The sequence below is a fragment of the Kitasatospora viridis genome, assembly GCF_007829815.1.
GTDB classification, from domain to species: Bacteria; Actinomycetota; Actinomycetes; order Streptomycetales; family Streptomycetaceae; genus Kitasatospora; species Kitasatospora viridis.
This window is the reverse complement of the sequence record NZ_VIWT01000006.1, coordinates 413,771-434,609: the sequence shown is the minus strand read 5'-3', so window position 1 is coordinate 434,609 and position 20,839 is coordinate 413,771. Positions and strand designations below refer to the sequence as shown.

Below are 20,839 nucleotides of genomic sequence, written 5' to 3'. Positions count from 1 at the left end.
TCTGCGTGACCATCCTGCGGAGTTTCGCGTCCGGGGCGGCGGCCAGTTGCTCCGGCTGCTGCCCGTAGGCCTCGACCAGGTCCTCGATGCCCAGCGTGGCGCCGCTCTCCACCGTGGACCGGACGAAGTCCGCGAAGGCGTCGCGGATGGCCGGGTCGGGATGCTCGGCGATCCGGCGGTGGATCGCCGCGGAGGCTCGGCCGTCGTGCAGCCGCAGCGCCGAGCTGCCACCGTCGTGTGCCAGCATCGCCTCGGCCACCGGGTCCGGCAGTTGACCGCCACGCATCGTTCAGCCCGTGCGGGCCGGCCGGATGGACTGCCAGGCGGACCAGCAACTCGACCGGGGCGGCCAGGTTCCGGCCCAGCCCGGACAGCTGGCGATGCGTCAGATTCACCATGGGCCCACGCTATCCGGGTCGCGCGAGCGGCTGTGGTCCGCCGGTGCACCGACGATGCACCGGTGGCGGGCCGACAAATCCCTCGCGCAGGCGCGGTTCGTGCACCAGGATGCCCGCATGGAAACGGACACCGTGGCGGAGCTGGTCACGCGGGCACTTGCGGCAGAGCGGGCCGCCATCGACCCGGACGAGCACACGGACTACTCGGCGCTGTTGTGGCGGGCGGCCGCTGACGGGGCGGGGGCGCTGGCGTGCGGGCTGGAGTTGATCGGGTCGGGTGATCCGATGGAGCGTGAGGCCGGGTGCAACCTGTTGGGGGATGCCGCCAATCAGCACGAGGCGGTCCGTGCCGAGACGGCCACCGCGCTGGTCGCGCTCGCGCAGCGGGAGACCGAGGGGCGGGTGCTGCACTCGCTGGCCCGGGCGATCGAGATGACGCACGACGCGCGCGCCGTGCCCGTCCTCATCGCCCTGGCCGGGCATCCCGATGCCGAGGTGCGCGAGCAGGTGGCCCGGTCGTTCCCGGGGGTCCTCACCGGGCGGCCGGACGGGCCGGACATCCGGACCTTGATCACTCTGACCCGGGACCCGGTGTCGCACGTCCGCGACTGGGCGACGTTCACCCTCGGCGTCCAGGCGGAGGTGGACAGTCCCGAGATCCGGGCCGTGCTCTGGGAGCGGACGGGCGACGAGGACGCCGACACCCGTACCGAGGCGATCCGCGGGCTGGCCTGCCGGCACGATCCGCGCGCCGTGCCACTGCTGATCGCGCTGCTCGACAACCCCGAGGGCGCGCACGTCCTCACCTTCAACGCGGCTCAGGTCATGGGCGTCCCGGAGCTGCTGCCGGCCCTCCTGGAGTACGAGCCCGGCGACGACTGGGTGACCGACGCCGTGAACGCGTGCAACCCGGTGCGGCGGGCCCGGCTGGACGCCTGTGCCTGGGAGTTGGTCACCGAGCTCCACCGGCTGCGGCCCGACCTGGACGCCGCCGTCTCGATGGAGCGCTTCGGCTGGAGCCGCCGGCTCGGCCTCGGCGCCGCCGTCGGGTCGGAGGGCTACGACGTCGAGGCGCTGCTCGCCCGCGCGGACGGCGACCCCGTCCGCGCTGCCGAGCTGGTCGCGTCCGACCTGCCGCGAACCGCCCCGGACCCGGCCGACCGGTAACTTCACCCGCCCGTTCCAACCGGCTGTGTCAGACTGTCAGTTGGCATCCGACGGGATGCCCGTCACCCGGGGAGTGGACGTGCAGAAGACCTTCAGTTCCGGACGGATCGTCAGGACGGCGGGCGCCCTGCTCGCCCTGGTGCTGGCGTCGACGTTGGCGACCGGCCAGGACGCGTCGGCGGCGGCGTGGCCGGCCGTGATCAACTCAGCGTCGAGGCTCTGCCTCGGGATAAACGGGGGCGGCGACGCGAACGGGACGCCGGCCATCCAATGGGGGTGCAACGGCAACCCCGACCAGTCGTGGGCGTGGGTGCAGACCAGTACCCCTGGCGGCTACGAGCTCGTCAACGGGAACGGGCTGTGCCTGGAGGCACCCGGCTGGACCACCACCGCGGGCGCACAGCTCGGGCAGTGGGCCTGCAACGGGGGTGCGAACCAGATCTGGAACGACGACGGCATCAACCCGGACACGGTCAGCTTCAGGAACGAGAACTCGCACATGTGCATCAGCGACCAGAGCGGCAGCCCGCTCGCGGGGGCGCCGATCATCCAGTGGCCGTGCAATGGCCTTGGCGACCAGCTCTGGACCTGGCAAGTAGGCTGACCGCCACCGCATCGACGGGGGCCGCGTCCCACGGCACCGTGCGACGGATCCCCTCATCGCGGCCGCCCCGTCAGCCGGCGCGGCGGCGCAGTTCGATCAGCAGGGCGACCTCGGCGAGCCAGCGGGCGAACAGTTGCTCCCGTTCGATGCCGTCGCCGGCCGCGGCCCCGGCGCGGAGCCAGTCGCGGACGAGTTCGGTGCCGCGCGCGCCGATCACCGGTTCGGGCAGGGCCAGGGCGGCGGCGAAGCCGCCGGCCCGGACGTGCCGGGCGAGGAAGCCGAGGGGGTACGGTCCGATCCCGGCCTGCTCGGCCTCGTGGGAGGCGGCGATGGCGGCCTCGGTGAAGAGGGCGCGCCGTGGTCCGCCCTCGATCAGCAGGCCGCGGGTGACGGCGGCCGGCACGTCGAGGCCGCGCAGTTCCGAGTCGTGCCTGGTCCCGGTCACTTGGGGAGCTCCAGTCCGCCGGCGGTGTTCATGTCGCTGCCCGTGACGCCGCCCAGCTGGCTGTGGACGAACTGGTCCTCGGTGACCCAGGAGGTCTGGCCCCACGGGTTGTAGATCTCCAGCAGGTTGCCGTTGCGTCCGATGATCGCCATCTGGTGGCCCTCCTTGCTGCCGAACACGTCGATCGGAACGGGCTGTCCGGAGTCCACGGAGTGTTCGATCCGGCCGAGCGCGGCCTGCCGGTCGGCGTCGTTGCCGAGCGAGACGTACTCGTAGGTGCTGCCGGTCGCGGTGCCGAGGTCCTGGTTGGCGAGCATCGCCCCGCCCTTGGGGCCGATCCCGCCGTCGGCGAACGGGTAGGGCATCGACCCGTCGGTGATCTGGCCCTGGATGTAGTTGGAGATGTAGGTCTTCTGCAGCCGCTGCTGGAAGTTGTCGGCGGAGTCGGCGCCGGGCACGTCGGGGGTGTTGCCGGTGGTGAGGCTCAGCATCAGCACCGGGTCGAGCTTGGCCTGGGCGATCACGGTGGAGGCGGCCACGCAGTCGCCCACGCCGCCCTGGTTGTAGATGCTGTCGCCCTTGCTGTCCACCGCGCTGCCCATGTAGGTGACCTGGCTGGGGTTGGCGCTGTCCAGCGTGGTGCCGGAGGTGAGGTCCGGGACGAGGTGCTGGGAGAGCCAGGTCGGGTCGTCGCCGTGGCCGTGGATCAGCGCGTCGAACTGCTGGACGTCGGCGACCGAGTGACCCGCCGCCAGCGCCTTGTACAGGTAGGCGGCCTCGTCGGGCGACTTGGCGCCGGCCAGCAGCTGCTGGAAGGCGGCCTGGTCGGTGCCGTTCATCGTGCCCATGATCTGGGTGGCGCGGCTCAGCTCGTTGGGCGTCAGCAGGTAGCCGGAGTCGGCCTGGCCGCCGGGGCCGGTCAGGTTGGCCAGCACGACGGCGCTCAGCGGGTCGAGCGAGCCCTGGCCGGCCAGTTCGGAACGGGCGGCGGCGGCCAGCTGGTTGAGCATGCTGGCGGTCTGGGTGCCGCAGGACTCGGCCTTCTGGGCGGCGGTGATCCGGCTGCCCACGGCGGTGATCGCCGCCTTGGTGGTGGCGGGATCGGCCGGGCCGAGCTGCGCGCGGGCCTGCTGCTGGGCGGCTTGCAGGGCGATGACCGCCAGCGCGTCGCCGGCCTGGGCCTCGGCCAGGTCGTCCGCCCAGGTGTTGAGCAGGCCCGCGGCCTTGCCCAGCACGGTCCTGGAGTTCAGCAGCTCGCCGGCGACGCCTTGGATGGCCTCGCCCGCGCACTCGGCCACGCTGCCGGTCCAGGCCTCCGGCAGGCGGCCGGCGGCCACCTTGTGCAGGTCCTCGGAGGCGGTGCCGAAGGCCGCCGCGGTGGTGCCGTAGGTGTGCGCGCGGTCGCGGATCGCGGCCGGCGAGCCCGCCGGTCCGGCGACGCTCAGGGCGTTGCCGATGGCGTTGGCCAGCTGGACCGAGGTGCCGCCGATGCCGAAGACCGACACGCTCGACAACTCGATGTCGGCCTGGGCGCCTTGCAGGTCCGTCACCTTGCTCATCGGGCGCCCTGCCCGGGCTTCGGTGCCACGGCTGTCGCGGCGGCCTGCAGTCCGGCGGCCGCGGCGGCTTCCGCGGCACGGTAGTTGGCGTTGTTCTGCTGGACCTTCTGCACCAGCTCGTTGACGGCCTTCACGGTCACCTGGATCTCCTGCGACCAGTCGGTGTTGAAGCCGGCGCAGGCCTGGGCCATCCCGAACTCGCCGAAGTCGGCGTCCGGGTGGCTGACCGGGTCCTGGTAGTCGGTGCTGACGGTCGTCAGGTCGGTGGCCACCACGCCGAGTTGACGCACCACCTGGTCGAGCGCATCCGGCTGCACCCCGTATCCGCCGGTTCCCGTGCCCATGTCTCGCTTCCCCCTCGCGAGTCGATCCGCTGCCTGGCCGTTCGTACGACACCGTGACCGTAGTGCAGGACACCGACCGCGGGGATCCCGTGGGGGCGGACTTACGCGTTCCTGTTACAGCATCAGTACACCGTCGAGACCGGCGGGGAGGGCGCGGGGGCGGGGCCGGGCGCCGGCGGGTAGTACCTGGTGGTGACCGCGAAGAGCGCCGTGTAGCGGTGGGGACGGGCCTGGGCCGGGGTGGCCGCCGGCGCGGTCTGCCAGTCGAGGACGACCACGCGCTGCTCGGGCCCGTCCGTGGGCGGGAGCGAGGCGGGCCGCTGGTGTTCGCCGGCCTCCTCCGGGGGCCGGCCCGGCAGGCCGGGGAGGGCCGGTCCCTGCTGGACCACGAGGTCGGCGGTGGCCGTGGGGTGGTTCCGGCTGCGGTAGGACATCTGGTCGTCCAGCGGCGTCCGCTGCTGCGACTGCTGCGCGGCACGGTAGTTGGCCAGCAGCCCGCTCTGCGGGCCCTCGGGCCAGCCCATGGCGGTCATGGTCCGGTCGAGCTGGTCCAGGCACTGCTGGATGTCAGCGTCGAACCCGAGGTAGGCGATCACCGTCCGGGTGCAGTCGACCGGCGTCCACTCCTCGCCCCGGCCGGTCAGCCCGTCGACGACTTCGGTGTCGCACAGGTCGTAGGTGGAGGTGCCGAACCACTGCGCCCAGGGCGTCCCGGCCCGCAGCCGGGCGAGTTGGTCGTCGGCCTGGGCGGTGGCCCACCGGTCGGCGGCGCGGCCCGCCGGCCCGTCCGCCACGGCCTTGACGTCCGGCGGAGCGGGCGGGACGAACGCCGGGCGCGCCAGCAGGGCGAGCGCCGTCGCCAACACCGCCGCCGGCACCGCCGCCGTCGCCAGCAGCCCGAGCCAGGTCCGCCGCCGCCCTCGCCACCGCACAGTTGGCCTCCCCCGTCCGCCGGTCGCGTCCACCATGGTGCGCGCGGCCGGCCTCCGTCCGGCCTCGCTCGCACAACGGTTGCGCCAAGCTCTCCAGCAGGCCGCGCGCGGTCACTCGTCCCAGGTGACCGGGAGGCTCTTCACCCCGTAGATGTCCGCGATCTCCGGGCGCAGCCGGACCTCCTCAGCCGGCACCGCGAGGCGCAGCGTGGGGAAGCGGTCGAACAGTGCGGGGAGCGCGACCCGCATCTCGATCCGGGCCAGCTGCGCCCCGAGGCACTGGTGGACGCCGTGCCCGAAGGCCAGGTGTCCGCCCTCCTGGCGGGCGAGGTCGAGCACGTGCGGGTCGGTGAAGCGCTCGGGGTCGCGGTTGGCGGTGTTGTAGGAGAGCACCACCGTGGTACCGGCCTTGACGAGCTGTCCGCCCACCTCGGCGTCCACCAGCGCCGTGCGCATGAAGCTCTTGGCCACGGTCAGGTACCGCAGCAGCTCCTCCACGGCCCCGTCGGTGAGCCCGGGGTCGGCCCGCAGCGCGGCCAGCTGTGCGGGGTTGCGCAGCAGGGCGAAGGTGCCCAGCGACAGCATGTTCGCGGTGGTGTCGAACCCCGCGGCCAGCAGGACCAGGGCCACGCCCTGGAGTTCCTCGTCGGTCAGGTCGCCGTCGAGCAGGTCGCTGAGCACGTCGTCGGTCGGGTGGGCGCGCTTGGCGGCGACCAGCCCCGCGAGGTACTCCTGGGTCGCCGTGTAGGCCGCGACCAGCTCCGCCTCGTCCGGCTCGCCGTTCATGAAGGTGTCGATCTGCTCCTGGAAGGAGTCCCGGTCCTGGTAGGGCACCCCGAGCAGCTCGCAGATGATCATCACGGGGATGGGCTTGGCGAACGCGGTCACCAGGTCGACGGACGGGCCGGCCTGCGCCATCGCGTCCAGGCAGTCGGCGGTGACCTGCTCGACCCGCGCGGTGAGCTGGCGCATCCGCCGCGCGGTGAACTTGCCCACCAGCGGCTTGCGGTAGCGCCCGTGCTGCGGGTCGTCCGTCAGCAAGAACTCGCCGGGCGGCGGCGGCGGAACCTCGAAGTCGCCCAGGTTGATGAGCTCCTTGCGCGAGCTGAACCGCGGGTCGGCGAGCACCGAGCGGACCAGCTCGTAGCCGGTGATCAGCCAGCCGGGGCGGCCGCCGATGTGGGTGAGGCGGGTGATCGGGGCGCGCCGGCGGGCGTCGACCAGCTCGGCCGGCGGGTCGAAGGGGCAGCCGGGCCGGCGTTCCGTCGGCATCGTCATGACGCTGTGCAGGGGCTCGTCCATGGCCGTTTCCCGTCCTCTTCCAGTCCTCGTGTCGTGCCGGTCCAGATTTCGGCATCTCCTGAAAGCTACGTTGCGTTCGAGGCGTGGTCAACCGACCGGGATCCATAACCCATGCTCAGCTGACGGAATCTGATGCATTGACACTGCCGCCGAACGCAACGGTGCGTTGCGTTGGACTGTAGGTGAAGGCAATACTGGCGCCATGCCCCCAGGACGGTTGACCCAGCAGGAACGCCAGCAGATCGCCGCCGGACTCACCGACCGGCTCTCCTTCGCCGAGATCGCCAGACGGCTCGACCGCCCGACCTCGACGGTCAGCCGCGAGGTCGCGCGCAACGGTGGCGCCGGCGGCTACCGGCCCGAGCAGGCGCACCGGGCGACGGTCCGGCGGGCCCGCCGCCACCCGCCGGTGCCGCCCCGCGCGGGCACCCCGGCTGATCCGGCCGCCCCGACCGACCACGGCGACCTGGTGCGGGAGATCGTCGAACTGGCGGTCCGCTCCGGCATGCCGAGGATGACGGCGCGGGTGCACCTCGACCTGATGTTCGCCGAGGACGGCCGGCGCACCGCCGCCGAACTGACCGAGCGGCTCCGGGTCAGCCCGGCCTCCGTCTCGGCGGCCGTCAACTCCCTGGTCGAGTTCGGCTACGTCCGGCGCGAGCGCGACCCGCGGCGGCGCCGCGACGTCTACCTGATCGACGACCAGGCCTGGTACCACTCCGTGGTGGTCAGCGCCCGCCAGACGCTCGAAACGGCCGAGGCCGCGCTGTCGGCCGCCCGCTCCGTCGGCCCCGGCACGCCCGTGGGACGGCGGCTGGCCAGGTGCGGGGCGTTCCTGGCCCAGGTCGCCGAGGACCTGACGGCCTCGGCCGACCGCCGTCGGCCGCTGCTCGGCTGACCCCCGGGACCACCCTGCCGGGCTCCCCCGGAACACCCTCGGAAAATCTTTCCGGAAAAGTCGGCCCGCGATGTCGAGAAGGCGTGCCCGGCTCCGTCCCAGGGCCGAGAGCGACCACAATGGGCCGCACCAGTACCGAGGAGAGATCCCCATGGCCAAGTACCTGCTGCTGAAGCACTACCGCGGCGCGCCGGCTCCGGTGAACTGCGAGCCGATGGACCGGTGGACGCCGGAGGAGGTCACCGCGCACATCCGCTACATGCAGGAGTTCGCGGCCCGGCTGGAGCAGACCGGCGAGTTCGTGGACGCCCAGGCGCTCGCCCCCGAGGGGAGCTGGGTCCAGTTCGACGGCGAGGGGCGCCCGCCGGTCACCGACGGCCCGTTCGCCGAGACCAAGGACCTGATCGCCGGCTGGATGGTGATCGACGTCGACAGCCACGAGCGGGCCGTCGAGCTGGCCGGTGAGCTGTCGGCCGCGCCCGGGGCCGGCGGCAAGCCGATCCACGAGTGGATCGAGCTGCGCCCCTTCCTCGCCGCGCCGCCCACCATCACGGACTGACACCGGTGCTCGACGAGACGCTGCTGCGCAGCCTCACCCCGGGAGTGCTCGCCGTCCTGGTCCGCCGCGGAGCCGACTTCGCGGCGGCCGAGGACGCCGTCCAGGACGCGCTCGTCGAGGCGGTCCGCAGCTGGCCCGAGGATCCCCCGCGGGATCCGAAGGGCTGGCTGATCACCGTGGCCTGGCGCAAGTTCCTCGACGCGACCCGGGCGGACGCCGCCCGGCGCCGCCGCGAGGACCGGGTGGAGGAGGAGCCCGCGCCCGGCCCGGCCGCCGCCACCGACGACTCGCTCTGGCTCTACTTCCTGTGCGCCCACCCGTCGCTGACGCCCGCTTCGGCGGTGGCGCTGACGCTGCGCGCGGTCGGCGGGCTGACCACCCGCCAGATCGCCGAGGCCTACCTGGTGCCGGAGGCGACGATGGCCCAGCGGATCAGCCGGGCCAAGCGGACCGTCTCCGGCGCGCGCCTCGACCGGCCGGGCGACGTCGCCACCGTGCTGCGGGTGCTCTACCTGGTCTTCAACGAGGGCTACTCGGGCGAGCTCGACCTGGCCGCCGAGGCGATCCGGCTGACCCGGCGGCTGGCGGCGGCGATCGACCACCCGGAGGTGTCGGGGCTGCTCGCCCTGATGCTGCTGCACCACGCCCGGCGCGCCTCCCGGACCGCGCCGGACGGCAGCCTGGTGCCGCTCGCCGAGCAGGACCGCCGCCGCTGGGACACGGCGGCGATCGCCGAGGGCATCGGGATCCTCCAGGCGGCGCTGGCCCGGGACCGGCTCGGCGAGTTCCAGGCCCAGGCCGCCATCGCGGCGCTGCACGCCGACGCGCCCAGCACCGAGGAGACGGACTGGGTGCAGATCGTCGAGTGGTACGACGAGCTCACCCGGCTGACGGACAGTCCGGTGGTCCGGCTGAACCGGGCGGTCGCCGTCGGCGAGGCGGACGGCCCCCGGGCGGGACTCGCGGCGCTCGCCGAGCTGGACGAGGCGCTGCCGCGCCGCACCGCCGTCGCGGCCCACCTGCACGAGCGCGACGGCGACCTGCCGACCGCCGCCCGGCTCTACGCCGAGGCGGCGCTGCGGGCCGCCAACCTGGCTGAACGCGAGCACCTGACCCGGCAGGCCGCGCGCCTCAACACCCTGCTGCGGGGCTGACCGGACCGGCCCGCAGCCTCACTCAGGGCGGTGCGCGACCACGGCGAACATGGTCACCGACAGGTGGAAGGCGCCCTGCTCGGCGGCGGCCGCGAGGTCGGCGTAGAGCCGGTCGCGCTGCTCCTCGGTGATCAGGTCCCGCGCGACGGCGGCCTGGCCGAGGCCCTTGACGATCGGCCAGGTGACCGCGCGCGGGTCGTGCAGCAGCACGTCGGCGCCGGCCTGGTCGACGGTCAGGCCCGCGCCGGTGAGCCACTGCGTCAGGCGGCGGCCCGCGTCCGGGGTGGCGGCGGTGGCCCGGGTGACGGTGGCCAGCGCGGCGCCGACCGCCGGCTCGACCGGGTGCAGGAGCAGCGTGTGCCAGTCGGTGTCCAGCAGCGCCACCCGGCCGCCCGGGCGCAGCACCCGGGCGATCTCGGCGACGGCCCGGGCCGGATCGGTCAGGTGCTGGAGCACCCGCTCGCACCGGACGAGGTCCGCCTCGCCGTCGCCCAGCGGCAGCGCGAGGGCGTCGCCGTCGCGGAACCCGGCCGAGCTGCCCGCCTCCGCGGCGCGCCGCTCGGCGACCTCCCGCAGCCCGGCGTTCGGTTCGATCCCGAGCGCGCTGCCACCCGGGGCGACGGCCGCGGCGAGCACTTGGGTCTCCGAGCCGGTGCCGGCGCCGACGTCCAGCGCCCGCTCGCCGGGGCGCGCCGCCAGCCGCGCGTGCGCCCACTCGCGCAGCCGCCGCACACCGGCGTTGGCGGCCTGCGAGTCCAGCGCGGCGACCAGCCGCCCGGTGACCGCCGGGTCGGCGTTGGCCGCGTGGAAGGCCGAGGTGGGGCGCGGGTCGGTCATGCCGCCCACTATAGGGAGGCGCCTGAGAGCAGGTCAGCGGCCGCGCCGGACCTGGCGGTTGTCCCGGTTAGACTCGCCCGAATGACCACCGACACGACTCCCACTCCCCTCGTGGTGCTCGACCACGACCCCGACTGGCGGCGGCGGGGCCTGGCCCTCGCCGGGGAGCTGCGCTCGGCGCTGAACCCGTCGCCGCTGCACGCCGAGCACATCGGCAGCACCGCGATCCCCGGGATGGCCGCGAAGCCCGTGCTCGACCTGCAACTGACCGTCGCCGACCTGGCCGAGGCCGAGCGCGCCTTCGACCCGGTGCTGGCCGAGCTGGGCTTCGAGCTCACCCCGCACCGGCGCGACCACGTGCCGGCGGGCCTCGACTCGGACCCCGCGGACTGGGTGAAGCGCCTGTGGCGCAGGCGCGGCCACGCCGGCCCGGACTGCAACCTGCACGTGCGCCTCGCCGGCTCGCCGAACGAGCGGCTCGCCCTGCTGTTCCGCGACTGGTTCCGCGCGCACCCGCAGGCGGTGCCCGCCTACGCCCGGTTCAAGCGCGAACTGGCGGGCGCCGTCGGCGATATCGACGTCTACTCCGACGTCAAGGATCCCGTGGTGGACCTGGTGGTCACCGTCGCCGAGGAGTGGGCCGACGCCACCGGGTGGGCGCCGCACGCGGAGCGCCCCTGACGCTGCGTCTGCTGACCCCGGGTCAGGGGCGCCGCGCCGGGTCTCAGCCCGCGAGCTCCGACTCCTCGAAGGGCCACGGGTCCTCGGGGAACACCCGGGCGAACCAGTGCGGTTGCAGGTCCCGCAGGCGCAGGGTCCGCCAGCGGCGCGGGTCGGCGGGCACCGGCACGCCCACCTCCACGTCCGGACCGTGGGCGAGCAGGCGCTCCTGGCAGACCCCGCAGGGGGCCAGCACCCAGTACCCGCGGTCGCCGTCGGCGGCGGTCACGCAGACCGAGGCCACCACCCGGCGCCCGAGCTTGAAGGCCTCGCAGATCGCGCCGGTCTCGTGGCACAACTGCACGGCGTTGTTCGGGAAGTGCGGCGCGATGCTGGTGAGCACCGTGCCGTCGTCCAGGCGCAGGGCCGCCGCGCCGGACCAGTCCTGCCCGTCGGAACGGGTGCGTGCCAGCGCCGTCGCGGCCTCCACCAGCTGTTGATCAACGGCCATGCGCCGAACAGTAGCCGCGGGCCCGTCAGCTGCGCACCTCTGTTCCGGGGGCCGCCGCGTGCCCTACTCTCTCCCCCGCACCGCATGATCATCACAGCACGGGGAGACCGACCCTTCATGACGCCGCTCCAGCCCGCCGAGATCGCCGGCATCGTCACCGAGACCGCCCGCCTCACCCGCGAGCTCTACGTCTTCCCCGAGGTCGGCGGCAAGCTGGCCGACCTGCTCGCGGACCGGCTCGCCGAGGGCCGCTACGACGGGGCCGCCGATCCGCAGACCCTGGGCCGCCTGGTCACCGAGGACCTCCAGTCGGTCAGCCAGGACCGCCACCTGCGGCTCAAGTTCCACCACGAGGAGGTGCCGGCCACCGAGAACGGCGCGGTCCTGGCCGAGCTGCACCGGGAGGCCGACCTCTCGCTCGGCGGCGTCCCGCTGGTCGAGCGGCTCGGCGGCGGGGTGGCCCGGCTGAAGCTCGCGCCGATCGTCTTCCCGCTGGGCCTGGTGGGCGCCGAGCCGCTGACCGCCGGCTTCAACCTGGTCGCCCCGGCCGAGGCGCTGATCCTGGACCTGCGCGAGTGCGTCGGCGGCCACCCGGAGGCGGTCGCCCACGTGAGCGCCTACCTGCTGGACGAGCCCACCCACCTGACCACCCTGTACGACCGCGAGGACGGCTCGTACCGCCAGCTGTGGAGCCCGGCGCACGTGCCCGGTCCGCGCTTCGGCGGCGAGAAGCCGCTCTACGTGCTGATCAGCGCGGCCACCTTCTCCGGCGGCGAGGCACTCGCCTACGACCTCCAGCAGCAGGGCCGGGCGGTGGTGGTCGGCGAGCGCAGCGGCGGCGGCGCCAACCCGCGCCAGGGCTTCACTCTGCACCCGCAGCTGGAGGCCACCATCCCGGTCTCGCGGTCGATCAACCCGGTCTCCGGCACCAACTGGGAGGGCGTCGGCATCACCCCCGACATCGAGACCGACCCGGCCGACGCCCTCGACGTCGCCCACCGCGCCGCCCTGGCGGCGGTCGCCGCCCGGGACACCGACACCCCGTCGGCCGCCGAGGCCCGCCGCCTGCTCGCCGGCGCCGCCGAGCCCGCCCGCGACGGCGAGCCGATCTGACGCGGAGTCACACCGTCGCACCGGGCGCGCCGCCCGGTGAGCGCCGCGGGTGCGGGCTAGCGTGACAGCTGGTCCGCACCCCGGCGCGAGGAGTCCCCACCATGGCCGCACGACCCGAAGGCACCCCGTGCTGGGCGGACGCGACGTTCGCCGACCTGCCGGCCGCCAAGCAGTTCTACGCCGAGGTGCTCGGCTGGACCTTCGCCGAGGGCGCGCCCGAGTACGGCGGCTACACCCAGGCCCTCAAGGACGGCAAGGCGGTCGGCGCGCTCGTCCCGCCGATGCCCGGCCAGCAGCAGGGCCCCTCCGCCTGGACGCTCTACTTCGCCTCACCGGACGTGACCGCCACCGCCGAGAAGGTCCGCGCGGCCGGCGGCACGGTGCTGCTGGAGCCGATGCCGGTCGGCCCGCTCGGCTCGATGGCGCTCGCCCAGGACCCGGCGGGCGTGGTCTTCGGCGTCTGGCAGGCCGGCGAGCACGAGGGGTTCGAACTGCGCGACGTGACCGGCACCTACGGCTGGGCCGAGGTCTTCACCCGCGACACCGCCGCGGCCAACTCCTTCTTCCCCCGGGTCTTCCCGTACCGGGTGCAGCGGATGCTGGACGAGAACGTCGACTACAGCGTCTACAGCCTCGGCGACGAGCAGGTGCTCGGCTCGATGGGCATGACCCCGCAGGTCCCGGCCGAGGTGCCGCCGTTCATCAACGTGCACTTCATCGTGGCGGACTGCGACGCCGCCGTGGCCAAGGTCACCGAGCTCGGCGGTCAGGTCGTGTTCGGCCCGATGACCAGCCCGTTCGGCCGCTTCGCCTCGGTGGTCGACCCGCAGGGCGCGCCGTTCTCGGTGATCGACCCGGCCGCGGCCGAGGGCGAGCGGCCGACCCTGGCGGACTCGTAGCCGCACCGCGCGGTGCGATCAGCGCATGGTGCGATCATTGCCCGGTGACCGCACAGCTCCTCGCCTTCAGCCTGACCTCGCTCCTGATCATCGTCGTCCCGGGGCCGGACCTGATCCTCCTGCTCCGCAACGCGGCGCGCGGCGGCCGTCCCGGCGCCAGCGCCACCGCGATGGGCATCATGCTCGGCAACGCCGTGCTGGCGGCCGCCGCCGTGGCCGGGCTGACCGCCCTGCTGACCGGCTCCGAGGTCCTCTACACGGCGGTCCGGATCGCCGGCGCGGTGTACCTCGCCTACCTGGGCGTCCGCTCCCTGGTCGACTTCGTCCGGCGGGGCCGGGAGGGCGCCGTGGTCTCGGACGGGGCCGTGGTCGCGGACGGGGCCGTGGCGGCGGAAGGGGCCGTGGTCTCGGACGGGGCCGTGCGGCCTGCACACCCGGCTCCCGCGCTCACGGCGGTGGACCGGCGGGGGAACTTCCGCCAGGGCCTGATGAGCAACCTGCTCAACCCGAAGGTGGCCGCCTTCTACCTCTCGCTCTTCCCGCAGTTCCAGCTGCCCGGCATGTCGCAGCTCTCCCAGCACCTGCTGCTGGCCGGGCTCTTCTGGTCGCTCGCGCTGCTCTGGTACATCCTGGTCGTCGCCGTGCTCGGCTCGGTGCAGCGCGTCCTGCTGCGCCGCGACGTCCAGCGCGGGATGTCGGGCGTGGCGGGGGTGGCCCTGGTCGGGCTGGGGGCCACCCTGGCCGCCCGGGGCTGACCCTGTCGGCCGGTGGGCCCGTGGGCCGGTGTCAGCCGACCGGCGTCTTGGTCGCGCCCGTAGGCAGGCCCTCGGCCCGGCCCTTGTGCGCGACCTTGGGCAGGGCCGCCAGGAACGCGTCGACCTCGGCGCGCTGCTCCGCACTGAAGGCCGCCTTGAGCACGATCGCCGACTGCGGCGTGCTGCCCAGCTTCTGCGACAGCACCGACCACGCCATCGGCGTGTGCGTCACCTTGCTGACGGCGGACCACGGGATCTCGCGGGTCTGCACCGGGGAGTTCAGCTGGAGGACCTCGTCGGTGAGCCTGGCGGTCGTCGCCCCCACGTAGCGCGGGGCGACCTTCGCGCCCATCCGCTTGCCGGTGGCGGTGATGTTCAGCACCTGCACGAACCCGAAGAAGAACGCCGCCACCGCGAACCAGAGGCTGCCCGCGGCCGCGCAGACCACCGCCAGCACCGCCCAGAGACCGACGATGCCCCACCGCAGCCCCGGCCGGGTGGCGGCGTTCGCCGCGACGACGGCGACGATCTCCTCGGTGGTCGCCTGGTAGCTGACCTGGATGTCCATGCTCGTGTGCTCCTCGCTCGGTACCGGCGGCACATCATGGCGGCGATCCGCCATCCGAGGCAAACAAGTGACCGATCGTCGGCCGGCGCCGTGACCTGAACCGGGCGTGAAGGGCCCGGGCTTGCCCGGCCGCCCCGCCGCGTGATCGGATACCGCCAGCATCGCGTGCCGGTGACGGACTGCGTCAGGCATGGAGGTGCGGAACCGAAGGGACCGCCCTCCGTGGCCTCCCAGGACGGCGACCGTACGGCCGCCTTGAGCCTCCAACTCGCCCGAGCCCATCAGGAACTGCGCCGCCGGATCGGCGGGATCCGCTCGGACCTCGGCCGGGAACGGCCCCGGTCGGGCGACGACACGCTCCTCACCCACTGCCTGGCCTTCTGCGCCGCGCTGACGGCGCACCACCAGGGCGAGGACGGCGGCCTGTTCGCCCAACTGCTGCACGAACGCCCGGACCTCGCGCCCACGATCGCGAAACTCGTCGAGGACCACGCGCTGATCACCGACATCCTGACCAGGGTGGGCCGCCTCGCCGACCGGGCCGCCGGCTCGCCCGCCCAGGCGCTGGCGGCGATCGGCCGGGAGCTCGACGGGCTGGCGGCGATCATGGAGTCCCACTTCGCCTACGAGGAGCGGGCCCTCGGCGAGGCGCTGGACCACGGGCTGCCGGACACCGGTTGGTCCGGCGCGGTCCTCCGTTTCGACCCGGCCTGACGTCGGGCTTCCGCTGGTCGCCGCCCGCCGTCCGCCGTCCGCCTCACTGCATCAGTTGGACGTGCGGGTGGTCCCAGGAGGCCGCGCAGGTGTACAGCTGCAGGTCGTAGCCGCGGTTGATGTACAGCCAGGTGGCGCTGGCAGGATCGATGGCGTCCGGGAGTTCGGCGTCGGACTCCTCGATCGGCCGCCAGCTCGGGACCTCGTTGTCCCACTCCGCGTCGTAGAGGGTCAGCAAGGGGCGGACCGGTGATCCGCACTCGGCACAGACGACCCGCTTCGGAGCGATGAAGCTCCACGGGACGTGCCCGGCGACCTTGCAGCCCATGGTGATGCTGAGGTCGTCGAAGTAGTCCATCCCCTCCCGGGCCTCCCAGGCCTCGATCCGCGCCCAGAGCTCGCCCGGCAGTTCGTCGCGGTGCGGGTACTCGACGATGGGCTCCGGGTGCAGGTCGCACGGTTCGGGCAGGTAGTGGTCGTTGCCGATCACCGAGGGCCGCGGCGCGGCGGCCAGCGGGTCGCGCACCTCGGCCGCCACCCGCCAGCGCAGCACCGTCCGGGGCAGCACGCCCTCGGCGTGGTCGGTGAAGGGGCACCAGAGCACCTGGAGCAGGTCGGCGCCGTCCGGGCGCGGCAGGTCGGGCACGTCCGCCGCGTAGAGCTGGACCACGGGCAGCATCGGCAGCGGCCCGTCCTGGGCCACCTCCTCCCGGTACGGGATCCGCCGCAGCTCGGCGCTCACGTCCGCACCGCCGCGGGCTTGCCGTTCCAGGAGCCGCCTCTTCAACCGGGCGTTCTCGGGCGTGATGCCGAGGTGGCTGGGCCCGGCGTGCGCCGGGCAGACCGGCCACGGCTCGGCGGCCGGCCAGAGCAGCGGGCCGCCGATCGAGCTCTGCGCGGCGGTCGGGTTCCCGGCGCGCGGGTGCAGCCGCACGGCGGTGCGGGCCAGCGGGGCGAGCTCCGGGAAGTGCGCGGTGATGTCGACCGGGCGGGGCGGTGTGGTACGGACCATGGCGGTGAGGCTACGGCCTGACGTCACATCAGCGCTCCTCATTTCCGCTCGGCTAGGCGGGTCACAGCGGGCGCCCGGCCGTTTCCCCGGACCGCCGGCGGGTGATCCCTCCGGCCAGGCGGCGGGCGTTCCGTCGCCGAGTCGCCGTTCGGAGGCCCGCCGTGTCCCTGTGCTCCCGCCGCCCGTCGCTCTCCCGCCACGGCGGCCGCGCGGTCACCGCGCTGCTCGCCGCCGCGCTGGCGCTGGTGCCGGCCGGGCCCACCGCCGCGCAGCCCCGGGACGGCGGGGACCAGGCGCTCCAGGCCCGGCTGCAGGCGCTGGTGGACCGCCCGGGCGGCCCGCCCGGCGCGATCGCGGTGCTGCGCGAGGGCGACCGGGTGCGGGTGTACCGGGCCGGGGTGGCCGAGCTGGGCACCGACCGGGCGCCCCGCGCCACCGACCACATGCGCCTGGCCAGTGCGTCGAAGGCGTTCAGCGGCGCCGTCGCTCTCCGCCTGGTCGACTGCGGCTTGCTCGGGCTCGACGACACCCTCGCCGAGCGCCTGCCCGCGCTGCCCGCCGCCTGGGGCGCGGTGACGCTGCGTCAGCTGCTCAACCACACCAGCGGCCTGCCGGACTACAGCTCGGCACCGGCCTTCGGCAACCTGCTGCGCGCGGATCCGCACCACGTGTTCGACCCCCGGCACCTGCTCGACTTCGTCGCCGACAAGGACCTCGGGTTCACCCCCGGCTCCCAGTACCGGTACTCCAACTCCGACAACATCGCCGTCGCCCTGATGGCGGAGGCGGTGACCGGGCAGCGCTACGAGGCGCTGCTGGCCCGTCAGGTCTACCGGCCGCTGGGCCTGACCGGGACCAGTCTGCCCGGCGGCTACCGGCTGCCCAGCCCCTACCTGCACGGCTACGACGTCCCGCTGGACGAACCGGCCGAGGACGTCAGCACCCAGTTCGGCGCCTCGGGAGCCTGGGCCTCGGGCGGCATGGTCTCCACCCCCGGCGACTTCGGCGCGTTCATGGCCGCCTACGCGGGCGGCCCGCTGATCAGCGACGCGACCCGCCGTCAGCAGCGCAGCTTCGTGCCGGGTGACTCCGAACCGGCCGGCCCGGGCGCCAACCGCGCCGGGCTGGCGATCTTCGAGTACACCACGCGCTGCGGCGTGGTCTACGGGCACACCGGCAACACCTCCGGCTACACCCAGCTCGGCGCGGGCACCCCCGACGGCGGGCGCAGCCTCACCGTCTCCGTCACCAAGCAGGTGCGGCAGGCGACCGACCCGGAGCTGCTGGACCAACTGCGCTCCGTCGAGGAGGACTTCGTCTGCGCCTTGCTGGGCGACCAGCCGTGACGGGCACTGCATCAGGACCCGGACGGGTCGGTCTCGGCGTCCGGGAGGCGTCGGAGGCGCCAGTCGAAGGGCATCAACTCCCGTTCCCAGCCAGGTGATCCGGCCAGTGCCTCGGCAGCCTCGGGCGCGCGCAGGAGGCAGCGGTGGCGGAGCAGTTCACGCCGCTCACCAGGCGTCAGGAGGCGCTCCTCGGGGCCGAGGTTGGCCGGGTGGTCGGGGTGCAGCTCGGGGTTGCCGTCGATCGGGCGGTCTCCCGCCACGTTGAGCCGGTCGCCGGCCGGGGTCCGGTAGTCGAGGCGGAAGTCGGTGCGCCACTGGGAGTTGCTGCCCCAGCCCTGGGACAGGTCGACCGTCGGCCGGTTGGCGCGCCGAAAGGTCCAGTACAGCGGCGAGCGGTCCGCGACGCCGCACTGCGCGTGCTCGGCCCCCGCCCGGATCCGCACACCGGCCCGGGCGAACAGCAACTGACCCAGCATCAGACCGGGCCGCAGCACCTCGACGGCCTCGATCGGCGCGTACGGGTCAGGGGTCTGCTCGACCTCGACGATCTCGTGCAGGAACGGGTCGAAGGCGCCACCAGAGTCGAACGGTGTCATGCCGAGGCAGGCGAACAGGTCGAGGTAGGCGTGCGGTGACGGCGTGGGGCCGGACGCGTCGAACCCGAGCAACAGCTGATCACTGACCCGGCTCAACGCGTAGAGCTCCCAGAGGAGTTCCTGCCCGCCGGGCTCGGGCCCGGTCGCCCCCTCCGCCCACCACGAGCTGTCCTCGGCCGCCCCGGCCAGCCAACGGCGGTACCCGCCCCGCGCCCGGTCGAGCCACGGCCCCACAACCGTCGCGTACGGGTCCGGGCCCTCGTGCCAGGTGAGGGCCTCGTACAGTTCCCGCGCATCCGCGCCGTATGCCATACCGGAATCCTACTGGGTCGTTCGTTGGCGTCCGACTGGGTGGACTCGGCTGTGGACGAGTCAGCTGTGGACGACCGAGCCGCAGGCACCGGCGGGGAGCACCTGGAAGCCCTCGCTCGCCAAGTCGGCTTGTGCCGTTGCGGAGTTGCAGACCCAGCCCATCGGTCCGAGGATGTTCTGCAGGTCGGCGCTGCCGTTCCACTCGGCGTCGCGCACCACGTCCTCCAGCAGGTAGCCGTAGTTGGTGGCGGTGAAGTCCGGATTCAGGGCGCCGTACTCCACCGGCGAGACGCCGTCGATGCTGCGGATCGTCAGCTTCCCCGGGGAGTCGGCCGTGGTGGCGTGACCGTTGAGCTGGCCGGCGTACCGTCCGGCCGAGTAGGGAACCAGGGTGTTCGGGTTGCTGAACACCGGGTCCGTGCCCTCGTTGTCAGCCGGCCCGTCGACAACACACCCGCCAAGCCTGGGCTGCCGATTGCTGCCGGTGGTGGTGACGACCGCCCCGTTGAAGACGGTGGCGGTGTCGGACTGGAAGTACGTGTCGAGGCCGTTCGGATCGCCGGCCGCGAACTGCGGCGCGACCGGGACGATCCTCGCGTTGGGCCCGCTGTAGCCGGCGATGTCGGTGATCTGGTTCCAGTTGGTGATGGCGCAGTCGTAGATCCCGAACAGGTCCGCGCTGCTGAGGTTGGCGGGCGCGTTGCCACCGGCCGGTGCGGCCCAGCTGACCGCGTCCACGGCCAGCGCCACGAAGTCGTCGCTGGTCGGGTCGGTGAGCAGCGGCTGCATCACACTGCGGTCGAAGTCGAGGGTGCTGCTGGTGTTGTCGTTGAGCGCGGCGAGCCCCGTGCGCCCGTTGTCGGGCCGGACGATGGTGCTGCCGCCGGGCTTCGGGACGATCGGGCTCGCCCCGGTCTGGTCCCAACTGTAGAACCGGGCCGAGGTGGTGTCCCCGGCGGCCGCCAACGAGGCGTTGTAGTCGGCGGAGAGCTGGTTGAACAACGTCTGGTCCGCCTCGGTGCCCACCCCGACGACCTCGGGCTGCGGCGGGGGCGGCGGCGGATCGGCCTGAGCGGCGGCGGCCGTACCGAGGACCAGCGCGGCGGTGGCGAACAGGGCCGGGAGCGCTCGGTTGCGCATGGGAATCCTCCTGCGGGGAGAGGGAGTTGGCTGCGCCGCCGATCGTGGCCGCTCGGGCTGGTTGAGCCAAGTCCGCGGCCCGGTCGGCGGGTTGCCAGTCCCCCGGCCCTACCCTGCTCAGAGCGGCGGCAACGCCGAGCCGGTCGCCCGCTGTTCTTCCGCCGCTCGCTGGCCGGAGACGACCGGATCACCTGGCCGCCATGGCACGGGACGGGGCGAGAACCTCACCTACCACCCAGCGGCACCCGTCGAGCGAGCACCCTGCGACAACTGATCCGCCACCCCTGCTCACCCCGCACGACGGTGTCCTCATAGGTCACGCTCCCAGTCGTCCCGTCCGCCTTGACACCGATCCCCTTCGACCTGGCCCGCACCTCGCTGTCCGCGACCGGCGTGAGGACGATGTTCGTGACGTGATGACCGACCGGATTCGCCTCGCCCATCGCAAGCGCGGCCGCTCGAACCGCCGCCACCCCGCGCAGGGGCTGCTGCTGCCCGAAGTCCGAGAGGTCGTAGACGACATCGGCGGTGAACAACTCGTCGAGCCTGTCCAACTCGCCATCGTCGAACAGGTGCCCGTGCAGCGAGATCAGCTCGGCAATGGCGAGCCGGTCTGAAGCTGAAAGCGTCATGGCAGACCTCTTACCTGGGTCAGGAGCGATGCGTGTTGCGCTGATTGTGTCAGTCACAAGGCTCACACTTGACCCTGCGTCAGGAACCGCCAACTACGATGCCCTTCAGCCCTCGGCACTGTCACCAACCGCGTTACCGGCCACGATTCGCAAGCTAGGAGAGGACATTGAACATGCTTCCTGATCTGACCGGCACCAACTGGCGCAAGAGCACGCACTCGGGCGGCGGCGGCAACTGCATCGAGGTCGCTGACGGCGTCCCCGGAGTGGTCCCCGTGCGAGACTCGAAGGACCCCTATGGGGGCGCGCTCGTCTTCTCCGCCGACGCGTTCGCGGCTTTCGTGGCCACCGTCCGCACGGGGAGCTTCGGCGGGGTCTGACG

24 protein-coding genes are annotated in these 20,839 nt (G+C 73.4%); 12 read left to right on the top strand and 12 right to left on the bottom strand.

Annotation, left to right across the window (positions count from 1 at the left end; translation table 11 throughout):
* Positions 1 to 515: 515 nt before the first annotated feature.
* Both FHX73_RS41065 and FHX73_RS41060 read left to right on the top strand, forming a co-directional pair.
* Positions 516 to 1,565: a HEAT repeat domain-containing protein gene (locus FHX73_RS41065; protein WP_145911175.1), complete on the top strand. Its 1,050-nt coding sequence runs from the start codon at positions 516 to 518 to the stop codon at positions 1,563 to 1,565.
* Positions 1,566 to 1,644: 79 nt separating this feature from the next.
* Positions 1,645 to 2,169 carry an RICIN domain-containing protein gene (locus tag FHX73_RS41060; protein ID WP_170305310.1) on the top strand — a complete coding sequence of 175 codons (525 nt, stop codon included), beginning with the start codon at positions 1,645 to 1,647 and terminating at the stop codon, positions 2,167 to 2,169.
* Positions 2,170 to 2,239: 70 nt separating this feature from the next.
* Here FHX73_RS41060 and FHX73_RS41055 read toward each other — a convergent pair whose 3' ends face one another.
* From FHX73_RS41055 to FHX73_RS41035, 5 genes are all read right to left on the bottom strand, one after another.
* Complete coding sequence (locus FHX73_RS41055) at positions 2,240 to 2,614, bottom strand: hypothetical protein (protein ID WP_145911173.1); 375 nt, start codon at positions 2,612 to 2,614, stop codon at positions 2,240 to 2,242.
* Positions 2,611 to 4,173: a hypothetical protein gene (locus FHX73_RS41050; RefSeq protein WP_145911172.1), complete on the bottom strand. Its 1,563-nt coding sequence runs from the start codon at positions 4,171 to 4,173 to the stop codon at positions 2,611 to 2,613. Before FHX73_RS41050 ends, FHX73_RS41055 begins: the two co-directional genes overlap by 4 nt.
* Positions 4,170 to 4,517 (bottom strand): DUF6507 family protein, encoded by a 348-nt coding sequence (locus FHX73_RS41045; protein ID WP_145911171.1) that lies wholly within the window; start codon positions 4,515 to 4,517, stop codon positions 4,170 to 4,172. The genes FHX73_RS41050 and FHX73_RS41045 overlap by 4 nt, the downstream gene beginning before the upstream one ends.
* A gap of 122 nt (positions 4,518 to 4,639) precedes the next feature.
* Positions 4,640 to 5,449, bottom strand: a complete 810-nt coding sequence (locus FHX73_RS41040; protein WP_145911170.1) for a hypothetical protein — start codon at positions 5,447 to 5,449, stop codon at positions 4,640 to 4,642.
* 111 nt (positions 5,450 to 5,560) lie between these two features.
* On the bottom strand, positions 5,561 to 6,751 hold the full coding sequence (locus FHX73_RS41035) for a cytochrome P450 (RefSeq protein WP_145911169.1): 1,191 nt from the start codon (positions 6,749 to 6,751) through the stop codon (positions 5,561 to 5,563).
* A gap of 202 nt (positions 6,752 to 6,953) precedes the next feature.
* Here FHX73_RS41035 and FHX73_RS41030 point away from each other — a divergent pair, with 202 nt between their 5' ends.
* The 3 genes from FHX73_RS41030 to FHX73_RS41020 all read left to right on the top strand — a co-directional run bounded on the left by FHX73_RS41030 (position 6,954) and on the right by FHX73_RS41020 (position 9,362).
* Entirely contained in the window at positions 6,954 to 7,649 is a 696-nt protein-coding gene (locus tag FHX73_RS41030; RefSeq protein ID WP_145911168.1) for a MarR family transcriptional regulator, read from the top strand.
* Positions 7,650 to 7,800: 151 nt separating this feature from the next.
* Entirely contained in the window at positions 7,801 to 8,208 is a 408-nt protein-coding gene (locus tag FHX73_RS41025; RefSeq protein ID WP_145911167.1) for a YciI family protein, read from the top strand.
* Positions 8,205 to 9,362: an RNA polymerase sigma factor gene (locus FHX73_RS41020; RefSeq protein WP_145911356.1), complete on the top strand. Its 1,158-nt coding sequence runs from the start codon at positions 8,205 to 8,207 to the stop codon at positions 9,360 to 9,362. Before FHX73_RS41025 ends, FHX73_RS41020 begins: the two co-directional genes overlap by 4 nt.
* 18 nt (positions 9,363 to 9,380) lie before the next feature.
* On the opposite strand, the gene FHX73_RS41015 is transcribed toward FHX73_RS41020, so the two are convergent.
* Positions 9,381 to 10,199, bottom strand: coding sequence for a methyltransferase domain-containing protein (locus tag FHX73_RS41015; RefSeq protein WP_145911166.1), 819 nt, complete (start codon positions 10,197 to 10,199; stop codon positions 9,381 to 9,383).
* Between the two features lie 81 nt (positions 10,200 to 10,280).
* Between FHX73_RS41015 and FHX73_RS41010 the strand changes: the two genes are divergently transcribed.
* Positions 10,281 to 10,880 carry a GrpB family protein gene (locus FHX73_RS41010; protein WP_145911165.1) on the top strand — a complete coding sequence of 200 codons (600 nt, stop codon included), beginning with the start codon at positions 10,281 to 10,283 and terminating at the stop codon, positions 10,878 to 10,880.
* A 43-nt stretch (positions 10,881 to 10,923) separates the two neighbouring features.
* On the opposite strand, the gene FHX73_RS41005 is transcribed toward FHX73_RS41010, so the two are convergent.
* Entirely contained in the window at positions 10,924 to 11,370 is a 447-nt protein-coding gene (locus FHX73_RS41005) for a cytidine deaminase (protein ID WP_145911164.1), read from the bottom strand.
* Between the two features lie 117 nt (positions 11,371 to 11,487).
* Between FHX73_RS41005 and FHX73_RS41000 the strand changes: the two genes are divergently transcribed.
* The 3 genes from FHX73_RS41000 (at position 11,488) to FHX73_RS40990 (ending at position 14,137) form a co-directional block, all read left to right on the top strand.
* On the top strand, positions 11,488 to 12,483 hold the full coding sequence (locus FHX73_RS41000) for a S41 family peptidase (RefSeq protein WP_145911163.1): 996 nt from the start codon (positions 11,488 to 11,490) through the stop codon (positions 12,481 to 12,483).
* Positions 12,484 to 12,584: 101 nt separating this feature from the next.
* Positions 12,585 to 13,382 carry a VOC family protein gene (locus FHX73_RS40995; protein WP_145911162.1) on the top strand — a complete coding sequence of 266 codons (798 nt, stop codon included), beginning with the start codon at positions 12,585 to 12,587 and terminating at the stop codon, positions 13,380 to 13,382.
* Positions 13,383 to 13,426: 44 nt separating this feature from the next.
* Positions 13,427 to 14,137, top strand: a complete 711-nt coding sequence (locus FHX73_RS40990; RefSeq protein WP_170305309.1) for a LysE family translocator — start codon at positions 13,427 to 13,429, stop codon at positions 14,135 to 14,137.
* 31 nt (positions 14,138 to 14,168) lie between these two features.
* On the opposite strand, the gene FHX73_RS40985 is transcribed toward FHX73_RS40990, so the two are convergent.
* Positions 14,169 to 14,705 (bottom strand): YcxB family protein, encoded by a 537-nt coding sequence (locus FHX73_RS40985; protein ID WP_145911161.1) that lies wholly within the window; start codon positions 14,703 to 14,705, stop codon positions 14,169 to 14,171.
* A 222-nt stretch (positions 14,706 to 14,927) separates the two neighbouring features.
* On the opposite strand from FHX73_RS40985, the gene FHX73_RS40980 reads away from it, so the two are divergent.
* On the top strand, positions 14,928 to 15,419 hold the full coding sequence (locus FHX73_RS40980) for a hemerythrin domain-containing protein (RefSeq protein WP_145911160.1): 492 nt from the start codon (positions 14,928 to 14,930) through the stop codon (positions 15,417 to 15,419).
* A 43-nt stretch (positions 15,420 to 15,462) separates the two neighbouring features.
* Here the strand turns inward: FHX73_RS40980 and FHX73_RS40975 are convergent, their stop codons facing one another.
* Complete coding sequence (locus FHX73_RS40975) at positions 15,463 to 16,431, bottom strand: hypothetical protein (protein ID WP_145911159.1); 969 nt, start codon at positions 16,429 to 16,431, stop codon at positions 15,463 to 15,465.
* A gap of 161 nt (positions 16,432 to 16,592) precedes the next feature.
* Here FHX73_RS40975 and FHX73_RS40970 point away from each other — a divergent pair, with 161 nt between their 5' ends.
* Complete coding sequence (locus FHX73_RS40970; RefSeq protein ID WP_425461482.1) at positions 16,593 to 17,777, top strand: serine hydrolase domain-containing protein; 1,185 nt, start codon at positions 16,593 to 16,595, stop codon at positions 17,775 to 17,777.
* Between the two features lie 11 nt (positions 17,778 to 17,788).
* Here FHX73_RS40970 and FHX73_RS40965 read toward each other — a convergent pair whose 3' ends face one another.
* The 3 genes from FHX73_RS40965 to FHX73_RS40955 form a co-directional block, all read right to left on the bottom strand.
* Positions 17,789 to 18,685: a nucleotide exchange factor GrpE gene (locus FHX73_RS40965; protein WP_145911157.1), complete on the bottom strand. Its 897-nt coding sequence runs from the start codon at positions 18,683 to 18,685 to the stop codon at positions 17,789 to 17,791.
* 60 nt (positions 18,686 to 18,745) lie between these two features.
* Positions 18,746 to 19,825, bottom strand: a complete 1,080-nt coding sequence (locus tag FHX73_RS40960) for a type 2 periplasmic-binding domain-containing protein (protein WP_145911156.1) — start codon at positions 19,823 to 19,825, stop codon at positions 18,746 to 18,748.
* A gap of 224 nt (positions 19,826 to 20,049) precedes the next feature.
* A complete protein-coding gene (locus FHX73_RS40955; protein ID WP_145911155.1) occupies positions 20,050 to 20,457 on the bottom strand; it encodes a nuclear transport factor 2 family protein in 408 nt (135 codons plus the stop codon).
* Positions 20,458 to 20,630: 173 nt separating this feature from the next.
* On the opposite strand from FHX73_RS40955, the gene FHX73_RS40950 reads away from it, so the two are divergent.
* Entirely contained in the window at positions 20,631 to 20,837 is a 207-nt protein-coding gene (locus tag FHX73_RS40950; RefSeq protein ID WP_145911154.1) for a DUF397 domain-containing protein, read from the top strand.
* Positions 20,838 to 20,839: the final 2 nt, after the last annotated feature.